This window comes from Alloalcanivorax balearicus MACL04, assembly GCF_025532145.1.
Classification (GTDB): Bacteria; Pseudomonadota; Gammaproteobacteria; order Pseudomonadales; family Alcanivoracaceae; genus Alloalcanivorax; species Alloalcanivorax balearicus.
Genome location: NZ_ARXS01000003.1, coordinates 196,429 through 213,578, shown reverse-complemented (window position 1 = coordinate 213,578; position 17,150 = coordinate 196,429). Strand labels below are relative to the sequence as shown.

20 protein-coding genes and 2 tRNA genes are annotated in these 17,150 nt (G+C 57.9%); 8 read left to right on the top strand and 14 right to left on the bottom strand.

The genetic code is table 11. The annotated features are described in order from the left end of the window. Window positions 1-28: 28 nt before the first annotated feature. From MA04_RS04440 to MA04_RS04430, 3 genes are all read left to right on the top strand, one after another. Window positions 29-280 carry a hypothetical protein gene (locus tag MA04_RS04440; protein ID WP_262459588.1) on the top strand — a complete coding sequence of 84 codons (252 nt, stop codon included), beginning with the start codon at window positions 29-31 and terminating at the stop codon, window positions 278-280. Between the two features lie 20 nt (window positions 281-300). Continuing rightward, window positions 301-939 carry a DUF6694 family lipoprotein gene (locus MA04_RS04435; protein WP_262459587.1) on the top strand — a complete coding sequence of 213 codons (639 nt, stop codon included), beginning with the start codon at window positions 301-303 and terminating at the stop codon, window positions 937-939. Window positions 940-1,004: 65 nt separating this feature from the next. Beyond that, a complete protein-coding gene (locus MA04_RS04430; protein ID WP_233918262.1) occupies window positions 1,005-1,451 on the top strand; it encodes a hypothetical protein in 447 nt (148 codons plus the stop codon). 87 nt (window positions 1,452-1,538) lie between these two features. On the opposite strand, the gene MA04_RS04425 is transcribed toward MA04_RS04430, so the two are convergent. Next, complete coding sequence (locus MA04_RS04425; RefSeq protein ID WP_262459585.1) at window positions 1,539-1,805, bottom strand: AlpA family transcriptional regulator; 267 nt, start codon at window positions 1,803-1,805, stop codon at window positions 1,539-1,541. Then, the gene (locus MA04_RS21790) at window positions 1,771-2,397 is read right to left on the bottom strand and encodes an inovirus Gp2 family protein (RefSeq protein WP_449355853.1); all 627 of its coding nucleotides are present in this window, start codon (window positions 2,395-2,397) and stop codon (window positions 1,771-1,773) included. The genes MA04_RS04425 and MA04_RS21790 overlap by 35 nt, the downstream gene beginning before the upstream one ends. A 659-nt stretch (window positions 2,398-3,056) precedes the next feature. Here MA04_RS21790 and MA04_RS04420 point away from each other — a divergent pair. Next, window positions 3,057-3,965, top strand: a complete 909-nt coding sequence (locus MA04_RS04420) for a hypothetical protein (RefSeq protein ID WP_262459584.1) — start codon at window positions 3,057-3,059, stop codon at window positions 3,963-3,965. Between the two features lie 764 nt (window positions 3,966-4,729). Here the strand turns inward: MA04_RS04420 and MA04_RS04415 are convergent. The 10 genes from MA04_RS04415 to MA04_RS04370 form a co-directional block, all read right to left on the bottom strand. Further along, window positions 4,730-4,806: transfer RNA gene (locus MA04_RS04415), tRNA-Pro, on the bottom strand. 130 nt (window positions 4,807-4,936) lie between these two features. After that, window positions 4,937-5,293, bottom strand: a complete 357-nt coding sequence (locus MA04_RS04410; protein ID WP_262459583.1) for a MerR family transcriptional regulator — start codon at window positions 5,291-5,293, stop codon at window positions 4,937-4,939. After that, window positions 5,277-5,579, bottom strand: coding sequence for an integration host factor subunit alpha (ihfA, locus tag MA04_RS04405; protein WP_014995527.1), 303 nt, complete (start codon window positions 5,577-5,579; stop codon window positions 5,277-5,279). The genes MA04_RS04410 and ihfA overlap by 17 nt, the downstream gene beginning before the upstream one ends. Before the next feature lie 12 nt (window positions 5,580-5,591). After that, window positions 5,592-7,967 (bottom strand): phenylalanine--tRNA ligase subunit beta, encoded by a 2,376-nt coding sequence (gene pheT, locus MA04_RS04400; protein WP_262459582.1) that lies wholly within the window; start codon window positions 7,965-7,967, stop codon window positions 5,592-5,594. 67 nt (window positions 7,968-8,034) lie between these two features. Beyond that, window positions 8,035-9,054 carry a phenylalanine--tRNA ligase subunit alpha gene (pheS, locus tag MA04_RS04395; protein WP_041717654.1) on the bottom strand — a complete coding sequence of 340 codons (1,020 nt, stop codon included), beginning with the start codon at window positions 9,052-9,054 and terminating at the stop codon, window positions 8,035-8,037. Window positions 9,055-9,236: 182 nt separating this feature from the next. Then, the gene (gene rplT, locus MA04_RS04390) at window positions 9,237-9,596 is read right to left on the bottom strand and encodes a 50S ribosomal protein L20 (RefSeq protein ID WP_014995530.1); all 360 of its coding nucleotides are present in this window, start codon (window positions 9,594-9,596) and stop codon (window positions 9,237-9,239) included. Window positions 9,597-9,639: 43 nt separating this feature from the next. After that, window positions 9,640-9,834 carry a 50S ribosomal protein L35 gene (gene rpmI / locus MA04_RS04385; RefSeq protein WP_014995531.1) on the bottom strand — a complete coding sequence of 65 codons (195 nt, stop codon included), beginning with the start codon at window positions 9,832-9,834 and terminating at the stop codon, window positions 9,640-9,642. 53 nt (window positions 9,835-9,887) lie between these two features. Beyond that, window positions 9,888-10,442 (bottom strand): translation initiation factor IF-3, encoded by a 555-nt coding sequence (infC, locus tag MA04_RS04380; RefSeq protein WP_163127233.1) that lies wholly within the window; start codon window positions 10,440-10,442, stop codon window positions 9,888-9,890. 119 nt (window positions 10,443-10,561) lie between these two features. Further along, window positions 10,562-10,638: transfer RNA gene (locus MA04_RS04375), tRNA-Val, on the bottom strand. 112 nt (window positions 10,639-10,750) lie between these two features. Further along, window positions 10,751-11,443 (bottom strand): GntR family transcriptional regulator, encoded by a 693-nt coding sequence (locus MA04_RS04370; RefSeq protein WP_022996122.1) that lies wholly within the window; start codon window positions 11,441-11,443, stop codon window positions 10,751-10,753. Window positions 11,444-11,630: 187 nt separating this feature from the next. Between MA04_RS04370 and MA04_RS04365 the strand changes: the two genes are divergently transcribed. The 4 genes from MA04_RS04365 (at window position 11,631) to MA04_RS04350 (ending at window position 15,225) form a co-directional block, all read left to right on the top strand. Beyond that, window positions 11,631-12,191 carry a hypothetical protein gene (locus MA04_RS04365; protein ID WP_163127231.1) on the top strand — a complete coding sequence of 187 codons (561 nt, stop codon included), beginning with the start codon at window positions 11,631-11,633 and terminating at the stop codon, window positions 12,189-12,191. 401 nt (window positions 12,192-12,592) lie between these two features. Then, window positions 12,593-14,041 (top strand): cytochrome ubiquinol oxidase subunit I, encoded by a 1,449-nt coding sequence (locus MA04_RS04360; protein WP_163127230.1) that lies wholly within the window; start codon window positions 12,593-12,595, stop codon window positions 14,039-14,041. Window positions 14,042-14,044: 3 nt separating this feature from the next. Then, entirely contained in the window at window positions 14,045-15,052 is a 1,008-nt protein-coding gene (gene cydB / locus MA04_RS04355) for a cytochrome d ubiquinol oxidase subunit II (RefSeq protein WP_262459580.1), read from the top strand. 14 nt (window positions 15,053-15,066) lie between these two features. After that, window positions 15,067-15,225, top strand: a complete 159-nt coding sequence (locus tag MA04_RS04350; protein ID WP_262459579.1) for a DUF2474 domain-containing protein — start codon at window positions 15,067-15,069, stop codon at window positions 15,223-15,225. A gap of 395 nt (window positions 15,226-15,620) precedes the next feature. On the opposite strand, the gene purC is transcribed toward MA04_RS04350, so the two are convergent. Then, window positions 15,621-16,340 carry a phosphoribosylaminoimidazolesuccinocarboxamide synthase gene (gene purC / locus MA04_RS04345; RefSeq protein WP_262459578.1) on the bottom strand — a complete coding sequence of 240 codons (720 nt, stop codon included), beginning with the start codon at window positions 16,338-16,340 and terminating at the stop codon, window positions 15,621-15,623. A gap of 31 nt (window positions 16,341-16,371) precedes the next feature. Continuing rightward, window positions 16,372-17,145: an MBL fold metallo-hydrolase gene (locus tag MA04_RS04340; protein ID WP_163127227.1), complete on the bottom strand. Its 774-nt coding sequence runs from the start codon at window positions 17,143-17,145 to the stop codon at window positions 16,372-16,374. Window positions 17,146-17,150: the final 5 nt, after the last annotated feature.

Below are 17,150 nucleotides of genomic sequence, written 5' to 3'. Positions count from 1 at the left end.
GTGCAACAACTCGGAAAAGGAATACTGAGTGAAACCCCATCCCAACCCGAGACGGGAGAGCGCCCTCGCAATCGTGATTGTGGGGCTGGGAGTGGCCGCTTTACTTGTTGCCCTGCTCTTCGGAGCAACCGATGAGAAGATCGGCAAGCTCGCCGCTTCCGGCGCCCTGATCCTGGGGATCATCGGCGCCTCACAGCTATGGCGCCAACCTCCTCTGGACCCGCCTCATTCTGACCAAACCGAGGGCAAGCCCTCAACATCAAAGAGAAAAAACCCATGAGACTCATATGGATCCTATGCGTGCTTACGCTGCTATCCGGCTGCTTCGATCCTACTTTGGACATCAGCACCCGGGAATCCCGGAAAACCTCGTACTTGGCACTCTTGAACAGCCTTCCCGAGGATCAACAGGAGGAGTTCGACGCTCTTGTCATCAAATACCTCGAGGAATACGAGATAGGTGGTCACGTCTACGTCAATGACCTCGAAGATCTCCATGGGCTGACTGCCGCTGAAATCCTGGAGGTCACAAAGGAACACAAAGCGCGCATAGACAGCATCGTCGCCGAGGAAATGGCGGCACATCAGGAATATCAGGACTACAAAGCCCAAAACCCGGATAAATTTAAGCCCTCAAACTACATGAAGGTCTCAAGACACTACGAACCCGAGTACTTCTCCGGATATCGCTCCGAACTCAAGTTCGTCAACATTCTGAGCCTGGTCGATGAGCTTGAAATTAAAGAACTAACTGTGAATCGGGGGAACTGCCGTATTTATCGGGTAATGGAGGGCCCTGGTGGGAGCCTTCGGCACCCTCTACCCAAGAAAATAAAATACGGTGAGACACTCAAAATACAAGTCGATCATCAATGCAACATTATCGAAGCCCAAATCGTCACAGATCATGGCTCTGGCACCTACACCTTTGACGGATAAACGCCCGCCACCACCAAGGACCGTCGTTCAATTCCTCCTTTCATTGCACAAACCGAGAAAAGACAGTGAAAAATGAACAACACAAAGAATGGACAAACACCATCTACGTTGCCATGGTGATCGCTTACCTGGCAGCATCCCGAATCATAATATCCCCGGAAAGCGACGGCTTCCTCGAAGGGATTTTTGCCTCTTCATATCTAAAGGCGTTGATGTTAGAGCCAGGCATGGCACCACACTCCCTCTACAGCTCTCTAAAGACGGGAATTCTCATCTCTGTCATCGCGATAGCTTATTTCACCTATATAGGGTCCACCACCAAGATAAAGGTGTCGTCCCTTATCTTGTCTATCCTGGCAGGATCAAAGTGGGTTCTCGAGTACGCTGTCCTGACCTCATTCCTGAACAAGACCACGTATGGCTACGATATAAAGCACTATGTTTACATCGTGTTTATTCTGGCAGTTCTTGGGATCGTAGGCATGGCCATAGAGATCGAAGAAAATCAATAAGTTAAGCTCACCGATAAACTACCGAATAACGCACCCTCACCGGCACCAATTTCCGGGCCTCTACATCAATAGAGGCCCTTCTCACTATCAGCTTTTCTTTTTTCCTTCGTACGCCATGTCACGTTCCTCTATTCGTTCCATAATCCAAGACTCTATTTCATCAGCGACCCAGCCTGCTGCACGCGCGCCTAAACTGACCTGTTTGGGAAAGCGCCCTTCAGAGATCGCTTTATAAATGGCTGACCGCTTCAGCCCGGTGGTATCCATAACTTCTTTCAACCGCATGATCTTCATGATGATTAACGCCTCGGTATTCTTCTCATGCGATAGGGCTTGGCTGTAAAATATAACCATTACGACCTTCCCCTCGACTGCACCGAAGGTTCCGGAAACCATCTCCAAACTGCTTTGTGTCCTCTTTGGCCAAATAACTAAGTCGGTTAAATAATCCTGCTATCTGACTATCGCACACTGCCGAATGCCGCTTTATCCGGTAGACACCGCCTTCCGGAAAATGCACCAACCCGACCGCTTGCTCCATAGTCCATCCCAACGCACGGGCCCAAGCCGCGACAATACGTTTTGCCAAACCACCTGGACTTGCAATGCGAGGGTCCGCCGGGATATCAGGATCGAACTCGCCCATCCCATTTGCTCGCGGCATTTCGCCAAGGCCTCGGTAGCAATCCCCGTTCAGAAACAAGCACACATGAAAGTGGTGCTGATGAGACACGCCTTGCTCTCTCACGCAAACATATTCGAGTCGACACCGAGGTGCTGCCCTTCCATCCCGCTTACGTTTCATCAGCTCAGCCTCTAGTTGAGCTCGCAATGACTGTATAAACCGTTCTATTAGATCCCCCCGGCGATAATACCCATTTACCGGCAGAGCAAGATCCACCCGCACAGCCATAGTTCTTGGCTGGCTGTGGATAGCCCGTGTCATCGTTTCGTGAATTCGCTCTAAATAGGGGATAAAGAGAGGTCCTCGTTGAAGCTGAACATCGTAGCCTTGCCAAGGGCCTGAGTGATGAAGGGAAAGATTGGTATTATCGTGATTACGTTTTCGCATTTTTTGCTCCTCAGAACAGTAGTGTTCATAGGAACAAGCCGCCATTTATTTTTTTAAGCTCTGCAACTCCAGCAACACCAATTACACCCTGCTATATTCTTTATTTTCCATCAGCCACAAGAGAATTTGACATTTTCATGCCGAAGAACCTATCTAAGAATAAGCCAAAAGCCCCTGTTAATGATAAAAAATCATTATAATCATAACTATATACCGTTCAGAAAATAACCATTTCTGCGCACAAACACTGCGCCAAGATAGTTATCTACGCTTCCGCGTTAGATCATCCCTTGACCCTCATGATTTGAGAACACTGCCAACCCTCATCCTAATTCGTGCCTTTTGAGAGATGCTCCATCTCTCAACCTCTCGCTCTTAATTTTTTCAAAATCCTTTTCTTCTTTATCTTCCACTTTATACATACGGTGTATTCTTTGGTGTTGCGGTTTACTTGACATACATTTAATCCTAAGTTAAACATTACACCAAACCCTTCTTTTAATTACACTCAAAACTCTACATGTAGATACCATATGATCATGAACTCCCCTTTCACAGAAACACCGCCCCTCCCCCACCTCAGTAAACGAGAGAAGTATTGGTTACGCCTGCACTTATCCTACAATTCGGATTGGGTTTACCCAGGAAGCTCTGAGAAGATCAAAAGTGTCGAGTCGATCGTTGAGGATTTGGCCGACAACTGGAACAGATATTACATGTCCTCTCACATTAGGACATGGAAGGAGGCTTATTTTCTGCCCAACAATGAACTGAGTTGGATATCAGCCGATAATGACAGGCAGTTAATTTGGCTACTCAATGAACTAAACATTGCCATTCCAAATATAATTGTTCGAGATCCTCCCCCTTCTCGCTTTCTCCAAGTTCAGATATTGCTCCAACCTCCTGACCCAGCAACCATACCCTCTGAACGAAGATATCACTCCGTCATTGCAACAATTGACGCCTGGGCCATTCGTTTGGACCAAAAGAGAGAGGTCCTTGATAAAATGAGACAATATTGGGATCAATGTCAGATAACCTGGAGTCAGATAAAGTGGCTTAATAAAAGAGATATCAGCCAGTTAAACTGGGCTATTGAGTACATCAATAAGTCCATGCTCTGGAAGCAGCACGATCTGCTTTTCTCATGTCGGCACTCCTCCGACCCCAAAGAGAAATATACGTATATACTTGGCTTTCTCGACCACTTATATAGGTTGGGCAAGGACTCCCAAGAGCTTTTCACAATCAAAATGCGCAAGACTTGGTCCCAGAAGAAATATCGGGAGTCCGAGAAGGCGAAGAAGCAGGTATACTTCTCGTTAAGCGACGAGGCTAGGCGCCACCTTGAACAGCTCGAAAAAGCTCGAAAACAGTCAAAGAATCGCATCATCGAAGACCTGCTCTCACAAGCAGTGAAATCCAAGCCCTTCGAGTAACCCTCGGCTAACTGGTGGACAATACGGTGGGCAACACTCAATAATCCACTGTTAAAAATAAGCAACTCATTGTTTTATAAGGTTTTATTTATTTTTCGCGATAAGCAGATCCAAGACATGGACCAGCAATACCTGGCGGAACTGTCACGAACCCCAAGACCACCTGGACTCCCCCGGCCAACGGTATCGCGTACCTCTCCAGCACCGGACAACGAGACGCTCTGAAGCTGAAAGTCTATCGAAGCGTATCCAGGTGGTCCGCCCAACGCTGCAGCCACTCCCGGCATTCTTCCTCATAGCCGCGCAAGCTATAGGCCCCCTCGATGCCAGGAGGGCCCCGATCACTTCGGCGACATCACTGGGGCAGCGCAGCCATGCCAAGCCAGTGCGCACGGAGCGCCTCAGGCGGCGCGCAGGGTGTTGAAGAGGGTACGGCGGGCGATTGCTTGGGCTTTGAGCTTGCGCCTGCCAGGGATGCACTTACGCTGACCTGGGAATCGACAACCACCCGACTCTCAGACAGATACAGCTCCACCAGATCAGCGATGGTGAAGCTGCCGGCCTGTTCCTGCCGTTCGCGGGTACACTCCGCTTTGGGACAGACGCCGCTGGCGCGCAGGGCCTTCTGTCCGACGGGTTCACTTGGCCCCGGGCAAGCGTCATCGCCGAGGCCGAGCATTTATTCGGTGGGGCAAAAAGTGGGGCAAAAATGCAGGCAACAAAAAAGGGGTTAGGCTGTGAATCGCCTAACCCCTTGTTTTGTTTGGTCGGGACGGGAGGATTCGAACCTCCGACCCCTTGCACCCCATGCAAGTGCGCTACCAGACTGCGCTACGCCCCGAGAGTGGTTGCTTGCTCGGCAGAGAGGGCTCTGCGTCGAAGCGGCGGGAATCATAACGGATTCATGACGCGGATGGAACCCGAAAAACCGCCGCCCGGCGTTGGTTGGGTGGGAATTGGCCAGCCCCTCGTCAGGCCTTCAGCGCGTCCAGCACTTCCTCCAGCTCCACCCTCATCTGCCGGATCATCTGATGGTAGCGAGTGGCGCTTTCGGAGTTGGCGTCGCCGGAGAGCTGCTGACGGGCACCGCCGATGGTGAAGCCTTGCTCATACAGCAGGCTGCGGATCTGGCGGATGGTGAGAACATCCTGACGCTGGTAATAGCGGCGGTTGCCGCGCCGCTTCACCGGTTTCAGCTGCGGAAACTCCTGCTCCCAGTAACGCAGCACATGCGGCTTCACATCGCACAGCTCGCTGACCTCACCAATGGTGAAGTAGCGTTTGCCGGGGATGGCGGGAAGCTCGTCGTTATTACTGGGTTCCAGCATGGTAATCTTCCACCCGCTGCTTGAGTTTCTGACCAGGCCGGAAGGTCACCACCCGCCGTGCGGTAATGGGAATTTCCTCACCGGTCTTGGGATTGCGACCGGGCCGTTCACTTTTATCACGCAGTTCGAAGTTGCCGAAGCCGGACAGTTTCACCGGGCGATTGTTTTCCAGCGCTTCACGCAATTCCTGGAAAAACATCTCCACCAATTCCTTGGCTTCCCGTTTGTTCAGTCCCAACTCTTCGTGCAGTCGCTCCGCCATGCCGGCCTTGGTCAGCGCGCTCATATCTGCCTCGGTTTAGACCCTGAGATTGGCGTTAAATCGTTGTTTTAACTGGGATACTACCGCTTCGACCAGGGCATTGACCTGATCGTCCCTAAGAGTGCTGGAAGCGTCCTGGAAGGTCAAGGTCATGGCCAGGCTTTTGTAACCGTGGTCAATGTGCTCGCCCTGGTAGACATCGAATACCTGCACGTCACGCAGACGTTCGTCGCAGGTTTCCCGCACCCGTTCCAGCATGTCCCCGGCCGCCACTTCGGCGGCCACCACGAAGGCCAGGTCCCGCTGTACGCGCGGGAATTCGGACACCGGCTGGAACCGTGGCAAACGCCCGGTCACCAGCGGTTCCAGGATCAGTTCAAACAGGTAAAGGTCGGTGGGCAGATCCAGTTGAGCGGCCAGACGGGGATGAATACGCCCCAGATAACCGACGGTCTCGCCATCGCGCTCCAGCCGCGCACACTGTCCCGGGTGCAATGCCGGGTGGGTGGCGGCGACAAAGCGGAAGTCCCCGCTGGCGGACAGCGCCAGCAGAGATTCCACGTCCCCTTTCAGGTCATAGAAATCCACCGCCCGCGGCTTGCTCTGCCAATGCGCCGGCGCCGCGCTGCCGTAGAGCAGTCCCGCCACCATCGGCTGCTGAGTGAGTTCCTGCTCACCGGGCACGAAGCGCAGCCCGGTTTCGAACAGGCGCAGACGGTCAATTTGCCGGTTCAGGTTGCGCTGGGCGGTGGTCAGCAGGCCCGCCATCAGGGTGGTGCGCATCACACCGAGATCGGCGGAAATCGGGTTCAGCAACGCCAGAGGCGGGTGATCCGGATCCACCTGGGCCAGGATTTCCGGCGCCACGAAACTGTAGGTGATCGCTTCCATGTAACCACGATCGCGCAGCGCATCGGACAGCCGGCGCAGCGGCACCTTGTGTTCGTATTGCGTGTTGCCCGCGGGCGTGCCCGCCGGTACCCGGTTGGGCAAACGGTCGTAGCCGTGAATCCGCGCCAGTTCCTCGATCAGGTCCTGTTCGATGGCCATGTCGAAACGCCAGCTCGGCGCGGTTACCCGCCAATGCCCCTCGCCCTGCTCACTCACGTCCATGCCGAGTCGTTGCAAAATGTCGACGATTTCATCGTTCCGCAGGGGACTGCCCAGCAATCGGGTGGCATGGTCGGCATACAGTTCGATGGCTGCCGGGGCCGGCAAGGACGCCGTGTCCTCGCTGCCGCTCACCGGGCCGGGACGGCCACCGGCGATCTCCAGGATCAGGGCAGTGGCGCGCTCGATGGCCCGGGCCTGCAGCGCCGGATCCACGCCACGCTCAAAGCGGTGGGAAGAATCGGTGTGCAGGCCGTAGGAACGGGCTTTACCAACAACGGCCAGCGGACTGAAGAAAGCGCATTCCAGGAACAGATCACGGGTATCGGCGGACACCGCGCTGGGGCGGCCGCCCATGATGCCGGCCAAGGCCAGTGGCCCCTGCCCATCGGCGATCACCAGGGTATCGTCGCGCAGTTCCAGAGTCTGTTCGTCCAGAGTTTCCAGCCGTTCACCGGCTTGTGCCCGGCGTACACGGATACCGTCGCTGAGACGGTTCAGATCAAACGCGTGCAGCGGCTGTCCCAGTTCCAGCAGGACGTAGTTGGTGACGTCCACCACCGGATCAATGGAACGCAAGCCGGCCCGGCGCAACCGCTCCACCATCCACAACGGCGTCGGCGCGGAAACGTTGACGTCCCGGATCACCCGGCCCAGATAACGGGGGCAGGCTTCGGCGTCTTCCACGGTCACCGGGAAAACGTCGTCGATCCCGGGCGCCACCGGCTCGATGGCCGGTTCGTTCAGCGGTACCCGATTGAGCACGCCCACTTCCCGGGCAACGCCGCACAGGCTCAGGCAGTCCGCCCGGTTGGGGGTCAGGTCCACTTCGATGATGGTGTCGTTGAGCCCGAGATAGTCACGGATATCGGTGCCCACCGGCGCGTCTTCCGGCAATTCCAGCAGACCGTCGATGAGGTCTTCCATGCCCAGTTCGGAGGCGCCACAGAGCATGCCCTCGGAAGGCTGGCCGCGCAGCTTGGCCTTCTTGATCTTGAAGTCGCCGGGCAACACCGCGCCGATACGGGCGAACGGCGCCTTCAGCCCTTCGCGGGCATTGGGGGCGCCGCACACCACCGGGAACACCTCGGTGCCATCATCCACTTCGCACAGACGCAGTTTGTCGGCATCCGGGTGCGGCTGGCAGCTTTTGATGCGGCCCACCACCACTCCGCTGAAGGCCGGCACCACCGCTTCCACGGCGTCCACTTCCAGACCCGCCATGGTCAATTGGTGCACCAGCGTGTCGGTATCGATGTCGGGATTAGCCCATTCCCGTAACCAGGCTTCGTTGAAACGCATTCTCGGTGTTCCTTAAATTCGGTTCGCGGCCGCTCGGCCTAAGCTGCGGTATCCGGTGGTGACGCGCTCAGGCGAATTGCGAGAGCACGCGCACATCGTTTTCGAAGAACAGACGCAGATCGTTGACGCCATAGCGCAACATGGTCAGGCGTTCGATCCCCATGCCGAAGGCGAAGCCGGTGTAGCGCTCCGGATCCACGCCACCGTGCTCCAGCACTTTCGGGTGCACCATGCCGCAGCCCATGATTTCCAGCCAGCCGCTGTGAGAACACACCCGGCAGCCTTTACCGCCACAGCTCACGCAGCCCACGTCCACTTCGGCACTGGGCTCGGTGAAGGGGAAGTAGCTGGGGCGGAAGCGCACCGGCAGATCATCCACTTCAAACACGAATTTGAGAAACTCCGCCACCGTGCCCTTGAGATCGGCGAAGGTGATGCCCTCGTCCACCAACAGCCCTTCCACCTGGTGGAACATGGGGGTGTGGGTAAGGTCGGAGTCACAGCGGTAAACGCGGCCCGGAGCGATGATCCGGAACGGCGGCTTACCGGCCTTCATCACCCGTACCTGTACCGGCGAGGTATGGGTGCGCAGCAGACGTCCGTCACCAAAGTAGAAGGTGTCATGCATGGCCCGGGCCGGGTGATGATCGGGGATATTGAGCGCCTCGAAATTGTGGTAGTCGTCCTCCACTTCCGGGCCCTCGGCGATGTCGAAACCGAGCCGCAGGAAGAAATCCTCCATGCGCCGGCGCATGCGCGTCACCGGATGCAGGGCGCCGGGCATTTCGCCACGGCCCGGCAGGGTCACATCCAGCGCTTCCTCGGCGAGACGGGCATTGAGTACCTGCTCCTGCAGCAGAGACTTGCGCTCTTCGATGGCGTCCTGGACCCGTTGCTTGCCCTCGTTGATCAAAGCCCCGGCCTTGGGGCGTTCTTCCGGCCCCAAGCCACCCAGACTCTTGAGCAGAGCACTGATTTCCCCTTTCTTACCCAGATAGCGGACCCGCACCTCGTCCAGAACGCGGGCGTCGCCGGCCTCGGCCACCTGCGCCAACGCTTCGCTGACCAGGGTTTCCAGGTTCTCCATCATAAAGCCTTATCCACCAGTGGTTGCTGATTTCCCCCGCCACGCCCCTGGCCCGCGGGTCGATCCCATCGCGGCCTGTCTGGCGGCCGCGCAAACGAAAACGGGGGAAGAGCGCGAGCTCTTCCCCCGTCGAGAGTGCCTTGTCGTTACGCTTATGATTACAAGAGTAACGTCACAGGTGCTCAGGCGGCGAGGCTCGCTTTGGCTTTCTCAGCCAAAGCACCAAACGCGCCCAGATCACGCACGGCCAGATCGGCCAGCACTTTACGGTCGATGTCGATGGACGCTTTCTTCAGACCATCGATCAAACGGCTGTAGGACAGGCCACTGACACGGGCCGCGGCGTTGATACGCACGATCCACAGACGACGGAACTGACGCTTGCGAACTTTACGGTCGCGGTAAGCGTACTGACCCGCTTTGGTTACCGCCTGTACCGCTACGCGGAACACACGGCTGCGCGCGCCATAGTAACCTTTGGCTTGCTTAAGGATTTTCTTGTGCCGGCGACGGGCCTGCACACCACGTTTAACTCGAGCCATTATTCAGATCTCCAAAAACCAGTTGCGATACTGAGCTGTTGGCTCAGCTATAGGGCATCATGCGTTTAACCAGGGCCACATCGCTTTCGTGGACTTCCTGCTTCGGACGCAGCTGACGAATCCGCTTGGAGGACTTCTTCGTCAGAATGTGGTTTTTGAATGCCTGCTTGCGCTTGAAACCGGAGGCGGTTTTCTTGAAACGCTTTGCAGCCCCGCGGTTTGTCTTGATTTTAGGCATGGTTACCTTCTCGTTGCTGAGTGCTTGATTACCTTAAGCAACCCGAATCCGGATCACTTCTTCTTTTTGCCCGGGCCGAGCACCATGATCATCTGGCGTCCTTCCATATTCGGGCGTTGCTCGACGGAACCGTATTCCGCCAAATCCTCTTCAATCCGTGCCAGCAGCTCGCGACCGAGCTCCTGGTGCGCCATTTCCCGACCTCGGAAACGCACAGTGACCTTGGCTTTATCGCCGGTTTCGAGGAAGCGCTTCAGGTTACGCAGCTTCACCTCGTAGTCGCCGGAATCGGTGCCAGGCCGGAATTTGATTTCCTTGACCTGAGTCTGGCGCTGTTTCTTGCGAGACTCCTTGGCCTTCTGTTTTTGCTCAAACAGATGCTTGCCGTAATCCATGATCCGGCAAACGGGCGGTTCCGCACCAGGGGAGATTTCCACCAGATCCAGCTGCTTTCCGGTGGCCGTTTGTAACGCTTCCTCCAGGGAAACGATACCAAGCTGCTCACCGTTTTCGTCGATCAGCCGCACGTCGCGGGCCTGGATTTGCTGATTGATGTTGGCACGCTGCTCGCGTCCCTTGCCTCCACGCTTAATGTCGTGAACCTCCACTTAGTGAATCGAAATGAGGCGAACCTCGCCCGTTTTGACGGGTAGCGCGACATTGTATGCCACGCGGCGACACCCGGACAACCCCGACGCCGGGCATCGAATCTCAAAACGGGAATGTTTGGTAGGCACGATTGGATTCGAACCAACGACCCCCACCATGTCAAGGTGGTGCTCTAACCAACTGAGCTACGTGCCTGCAGAGGGGCGCAATTTTAGGGATACCGGCCGGCTCTGGCAAGCCCTTACCGCATTAATCGCGCCGGCGGGCGCTCTCAGGGCCCGGCGCACCACCTTGATGGTGGTGGCGCTCAGCGGCGGCGGGCGCTCCAGGCGGCCTCGATCTGGCGGGCACGGGTGATGGAGTCCTGCACCAGAGCGCTCTGGTGCTCGGCGAACTCGCGGATGATTTCCAGCGCGGAGCGCACATCACGGCGGAAGATGGTCTCCACCAGCGCTTTGAAGAAGGACAGGCATTCCTTCATTTCGTCATGATCCAGATGCAATGCCATGAACCAGGTACGCTGCAGCGCCGGTTGCAGGTTACCCAGCACCGATTCCACGTAGCTGTTGCGGGCGAAGGGATAGGCCAGTTCCAGAAAACGGAAGCACAGGGTAAAAAAGCGCTCCACGTTGCGCTCGCCGGCGGCCAGTTGCAGTTCGTGAATCAGCTCGATGAACGGGTCCAGGTCCTCCTCGCGCAGGGACTTGATGGCCTTGCGGATCACCAGCCCGAGCAGCACCTGGACCAGTTCATACAGCCCCTGCACCCCGGCTTCCGTCAGTTCCCGCACCACCGCGCCCCGCCGTGGCAGGATCTCGATCAGATGACGGCGCTCCAGGATCAGCAACGCCTCGCGCACCGACCCCCGGCTCACTTCCAGCTCACCGGCTACCCGCAGTTCCTGAATCCGGTCGCCGGCCAGCATTTCCCCACGGATGATCTGGCCGGCCAGGTGACCGGCGATCTGCTCAGCAAGGCTTTGGTTGGCTTTAAAGGTCACGATCGTCGCATTGTTTAACAATTTGGAAGCATTGTCGGACTATACAACAGGAGATCAAGCAACACAGCGCCCTGTTTACGTAACGGTTTGCAATTATCGGCATTCAGCCCGGTGACAAGTTCATCCCGGTCTGGTTAGCTCAAGGATAAGCCCCCGACCGGACTGGGGCACAAAGGAGGACGGGTCCGTGGACACCGTGTCGATGCATCAGGCTCTGATTACTGAATTACCGCTGGTGGACGCCCTGTTCGACCAGTACGCGGAGCGCTTTGGCCGTGACCAGACCGCCTACCGCAACCATGTCTATCGCCTGGTCAATCTGGTGGCGCTGCAGCAACCGCTGACGGAAGACACCCTGGAGAAGCTGCAAGTCGCGGCCTTCTTTCATGACGCCGGCATCTGGCTGGCCGGCACCTTCAATTACCTGAGCCCTTCCGCCCGTCTGGCCTGCCACTACCTCCATGAGACCGGCCGTGGAGCCTGGAGCACGGAGGTTCAGGACATGATCCTGGATCACCATAAGCTCAGCGCTTGCGAGTCCGGCAAGACAGCGTTGGTGGAGGCATTCCGCCGTGCCGACTGGATCGATCTGTCCCGGGGGCTGCTGCACTTTACCGTGCCGCGCCCGGCTCTGCGCGCGGTGCTGCGCCGCTTCCCCAACGCCGGCTTCCACCGCCGGCTGCTGACGCTGTTCCTGCGTCAGATGGCCACCGAGCCCTGGCGTCCTCTGCCGATGCTGCGGCGTTAGCTCTCGCTGCCCCTCTTCCTCATCCCGGTCCTTTCTTTTAAGGGAGCGTCTGCACGCCAATTCGCCGCCAGGGCGGCTCCCTCAGGGGCGTCAGAGCCCGTGGAGAGTCGCCGGTCAGAATTCCAGGACCGTGTTTGGCCAGGGAAGGCCAAACCCGAGCCCACATGGATGTGCTTGTAGCGTGTCCTGGAATTCTGACCGGCGACTCTCCTTACCTGCACAAAGGCCCCCTTGGACATTCGGTCCAAGGACACAATGCCCAAGGACACTCTGCCCAGGTTCCGACATCCGCCCTTCTTGCTAGCCTTTAAAGGATTCTTGAACGGGGGCGGCGACGCCACCCGATCCTTTGCCCGTTGGGCCGGGGTACAAACCCCATTGCCGCCGGAAGGAGTACGCCCATGTCTGACGCCCTGGCGCTGGACCTTGCCCGTCTGCAGTTCGCCTTCACCATCTCGTTCCATATCATTTTTCCCGCCATCACCATTGGTCTGGCCAGCTATCTGGCGGTACTCGAAGGGCTCTGGCTGTATCGAAAGGACACCGTCTACCGCGATCTCTACCATTTCTGGAGCAAGGTGTTCGCTGTCAACTTCGGCATGGGCGTGGTCTCGGGCCTGGTCATGGCCTACCAATTCGGCACCAACTGGAGCTTCTTTTCCGAGTTCGCCGGCAGCATCACCGGCCCGCTTTTGACCTACGAGGTGTTGACCGCCTTTTTCCTGGAGGCGGGTTTTCTCGGCATCATGCTGTTCGGCTGGAACCGGGTGGGCCCCGGCCTGCATTTCTGCTCCACCGTGGTGGTGGCGATCGGCACTCTGATTTCCACGTTCTGGATCCTGGCTTCCAACAGCTGGATGCAAACCCCTCAGGGGCACGAGATCATCGACGGCGTGGTGGTGCCGGTGAACTGGTTCGAGGTCATCTTCAACCCCTCCTTCCCCTACCGCCTGCTGCACATGAGTGTGGCCGCCTTCCTTGCCACCGCCCTGTTCGTCGGCGCTTCCGCCGCCTGGCATCTGCTGCGGCGACGCGATAATCCGGCGGTGAAAAAGATGTTCTCCATGGCCATGTGGATGCTGATCGTGGTGGCGCCGATCCAGGCGCTGATCGGCGACGCTCACGGCTTGAACACCCTCGAACATCAGCCGGCCAAGGTGGCCGCCATGGAGGGCCATTGGGGTGGTGACGAACACATGGCTGACGAAGGAGTGCCGATGATCCTGTTCGGCTGGCCGGACATGGAAGCGGAAACCACTCGTTTCGCCGTGGAGATTCCACGACTCGCCAGCCTGATCCTGACACACAGCTGGGACGGCACCATCGCCGGGTTGAAGGACTTCCCAGTGGAGGATCGTCCCAATGTGCCAGTGGTGTTCTGGTCGTTCCGGGTGATGGTCGGTCTTGGATTGTTGATGATCGCGCTCGGTGCCTACGCCCTGTGGCAGCGCGGGCGCGGGCGCCTCTATGACCACCCTTTGTTACTGCGCTTCGCTCTGATGATGGGCCCCGCCGGTCTGATCGCTATTCTCGCCGGGTGGTACACCACCGAAGTGGGCCGCCAGCCCTGGGTTATATATGGGCTGTTACGCACCGCCGACTCGGTATCGCCCCATCCACCGGGACAACTGGCGCTGTCCTTGTCGCTGTTCGTGCTGGTCTATCTGTTCGTGTTCGGCGCCGGCATCGCCTACATGCTGCGACTGGTACGTAAGGGCCCAGTGATCAGCGAAGGGGAGCGGGAAGCCCACGGCGGTCCCGGCCAATATCGCCAGCCCATGCGCCCGTTGTCCGCCGTGGAGGACGACGAGGGCGATGCCGGGCATCCACAACCGCACACCAGGAGTTGAACCATGGGTATCGATCTTCCTTTGCTGTGGGCGCTCATCATCGGCTTCGGGGTGATGATGTATGTGATCATGGACGGCTTCGATCTCGGCATCGGCATCCTCTATCCGTTTCTGCCGGACAAACAGGATCGGGACGTGGCCATGAACACGGTGGCGCCGGTCTGGGATGGCAACGAGACCTGGCTGGTGCTCGGCGGTGCCGGCCTGTTCGCCGCCTTCCCGATGGTCTATTCGGTGGTCCTCACCGCGCTCTACCTGCCGTTGATTTTCATGCTGCTGGGGCTGATCTTCCGCGGCATCGCTTTTGAGTTCCGCTTCAAGGCCCGCGAGCACGAGCGACCGATATGGGACAAGGCGTTCATTGGCGGCTCGCTGGCCGCCACCTTCTTTCAGGGTGTAGTGCTGGGCGCCTTCATCAACGGTCTGCCGATGGAGAACGGGGTCTACACCGGCGGCGCTTTCGGTTGGTTCGCACCCTTCCCGCTCTTCACCGGGGTTGGTCTGGTGTTCGCCTACGCCCTGCTGGGCAGCACCTGGCTGCTGATGAAAACAGAGGGCCCCCTGCAGGACCGCATGCGCCGCCTGACCTATCCGCTGACCTGGGTGATGCTGGCCCTGATTGCCGTTATCAGCGTGTGGACGCCGATGGCGCACCCGCAAATCGCCGAGCGCTGGTTCAGCTTTCCCAACGTGTTCTGGTTCTCGCCGATTCCATTGCTGGTGGTGTTCTGCGCCACGCTCATGCTCAAGGGGCTGAAACAAGGCGCCCAGGTTGCGCCGTTCATTTACACCCTGATATTGATCTTCCTTGGCTACAGCGGCCTGGCGGTGAGCGGCTGGCCGCACATCCTGCCACCGGACGTGACACTGTGGGAGGCGGCCGCGCCACCGCAAAGTCTCGGTTTCACCCTGGTGGGGGCCCTGTTCATTATCCCTTTCATCCTGATGTACACGGCCCTGGCTTACTACGTGTTCCGTGGCAAAGTCCGGCCGGAGGACGGTTACCACTGATGGCAACCCGGCAGATGAAACACTTTCAAACGACCCAAGCCGCCCCGCCGCCCTCCTGGCCCAAACGGCTGGGGTGGATGGCACTGATCTGGAGTGCCAGTGTGCTGGCGCTCGGTTTCGCCGCCGGACTGATGCGTCTGTTCATGAACACCCTGGGCCTGCACGGCGGCTAAAATTGATCAGGGTTTATCCACCGGTGAGTTACTCACAGAATCTGTGGATAACTCTGTGCACAGACTGTCATCAACTGTCGCCAGGCCCCATTTACCCTGACATTTCGACAGAATGACGAAAAAGTATCCATAAAATTAAATCTCTTTAAAATCAATAAGTTATATATCGATCCAAGAAAAAACAACGACTTGCGCCAGGCAGCTTCAGCGCATTGTGAAATTTTCGTTACCTTGTGCAAAACCGTAACGCCGAACGCACTGATATGGCGCTGGAACCAGGCCCCAGGGGTGGGCGGGAGAGGAAGCGGGAAGGCGGGAACGGGCAACAATCACGGTCCTTTCCTGTATCAGACTTTCCTGTATCAGAAAAGGACCGCGATGGAATTCAGGCCGGGTCAGTCGTACTGGAAGGTGATGCCGAGGCGGTGGCCGACTTCTTCATAGGCCTCCACCACATTGCCCAGCCCCTGGCGGAAACGGTCCTTGTCCATTTTCTCACGGGTGTCCTTGTCCCACAGGCGGCAGCCGTCCGGGGAGAACTCGTCGCCCAGCACCACCTCGCCCTGGAACAGACCAAACTCCAGTTTGTAGTCCACCAGCAGCATGTTGGCGTCCAGGAACAGCCGCTTGAGCACGTCGTTTACCTTGAAGGTCAGCTCCTTCATTTTTTCCAGGTGCTCGGGTTCGGCCCAGCCGAAGCTGCGCGCGTGATATTCGTTGACCATCGGATCACCGAGGGCGTCGTCCTTGAGGAACAGCTCGAAGGTGGGCGGATTCAGTTCCTTGCCCTCCTCCACGCCCAGGCGGCGCACGATGGACCCGGCGGCGATGTTACGCACCACGCATTCCAGCGGGATCATCTCCAGCTTCTTCACCACGCATTCGGTGTTGGACAGCAGCTTCTCGAAATGAGTGGGAATACCGGCGGCCTGGAGCTTTTCCATGATGGCGGCGTTGAACTGATTGTTCACCGCGCCCTTACGGTCCAGCGCCTCTTTCTTCTTGCCGTCAAAAGCAGAGGTGTCGTTGCGAAACACGATCACCAGCTTGTCGGCGTCGTCGGTGGTGTATACGGACTTGGCCTTGCCGGCGTAGAGTTCGTCACGTTTTTCCATGGGGTACCTGCTTTGACCTCGTGATCCTGCGCTAGGAAACATTCAGCCAGTCAAACCCACCGGTCTGGCTGGCCACCTGAATTCGCTCCCGGCCCTGCTCCATGACCTGATGAATTTCCCACAGGGCATGATCGGGAGTGTTATTTTGCTCGCTCAAGTGCGACAGCACGAGATGTTGCAAGCGATCCACGTTGCACTGCGCCAGCATCGTCGCCGCCTGCTGATTGCTCAAGTGCCCCAGATGCCCCCCGACCCGACGCTTCAGCGACAGCGGGTAAGGGCCGTTGGCGAGCAATTCCGGCTCATGATTGCATTCCAGCACCAGCGCGTCGCATTCCGCATAGGCCTGCAGCACGTGAGGGGTTACCGAGCCCAGGTCGGTGAGCACGCCCACCTCCCGTTGCCGCCAGGAGAACCGGTATTGGCACGGTTCACGGGCATCGTGCGGCACGGTCACCGGCGTCACCGCCAGGGCACCTATCTGGAAGGGCCGTCCCGGGCGCACTTCGTGCCAGTCACAGCGATGGAGGCCCGCCGCTTTCCCGGTTACCGCCCGGGCGGTGCCAAAGGTACTGTAAACCGGGATCCGGTACCGGCGAGCCAAGGCGCCCACGCCACGAATGTGGTCGCCGTGCTCGTGGGTAACCAGAATGGCCCCGAGATCGGCGCCGCCAAGACCGCGCTCGGCCAGACGGCGCTCGGTTTCCTTGACGGTAAAGCCGCAATCCACCAGCACCAGGCAGTCGTCCGCGGACACCAGGGTGCCATTGCCTTTACTGCCACTGCCGAGGGAAGCCAGGCGCACCGCGG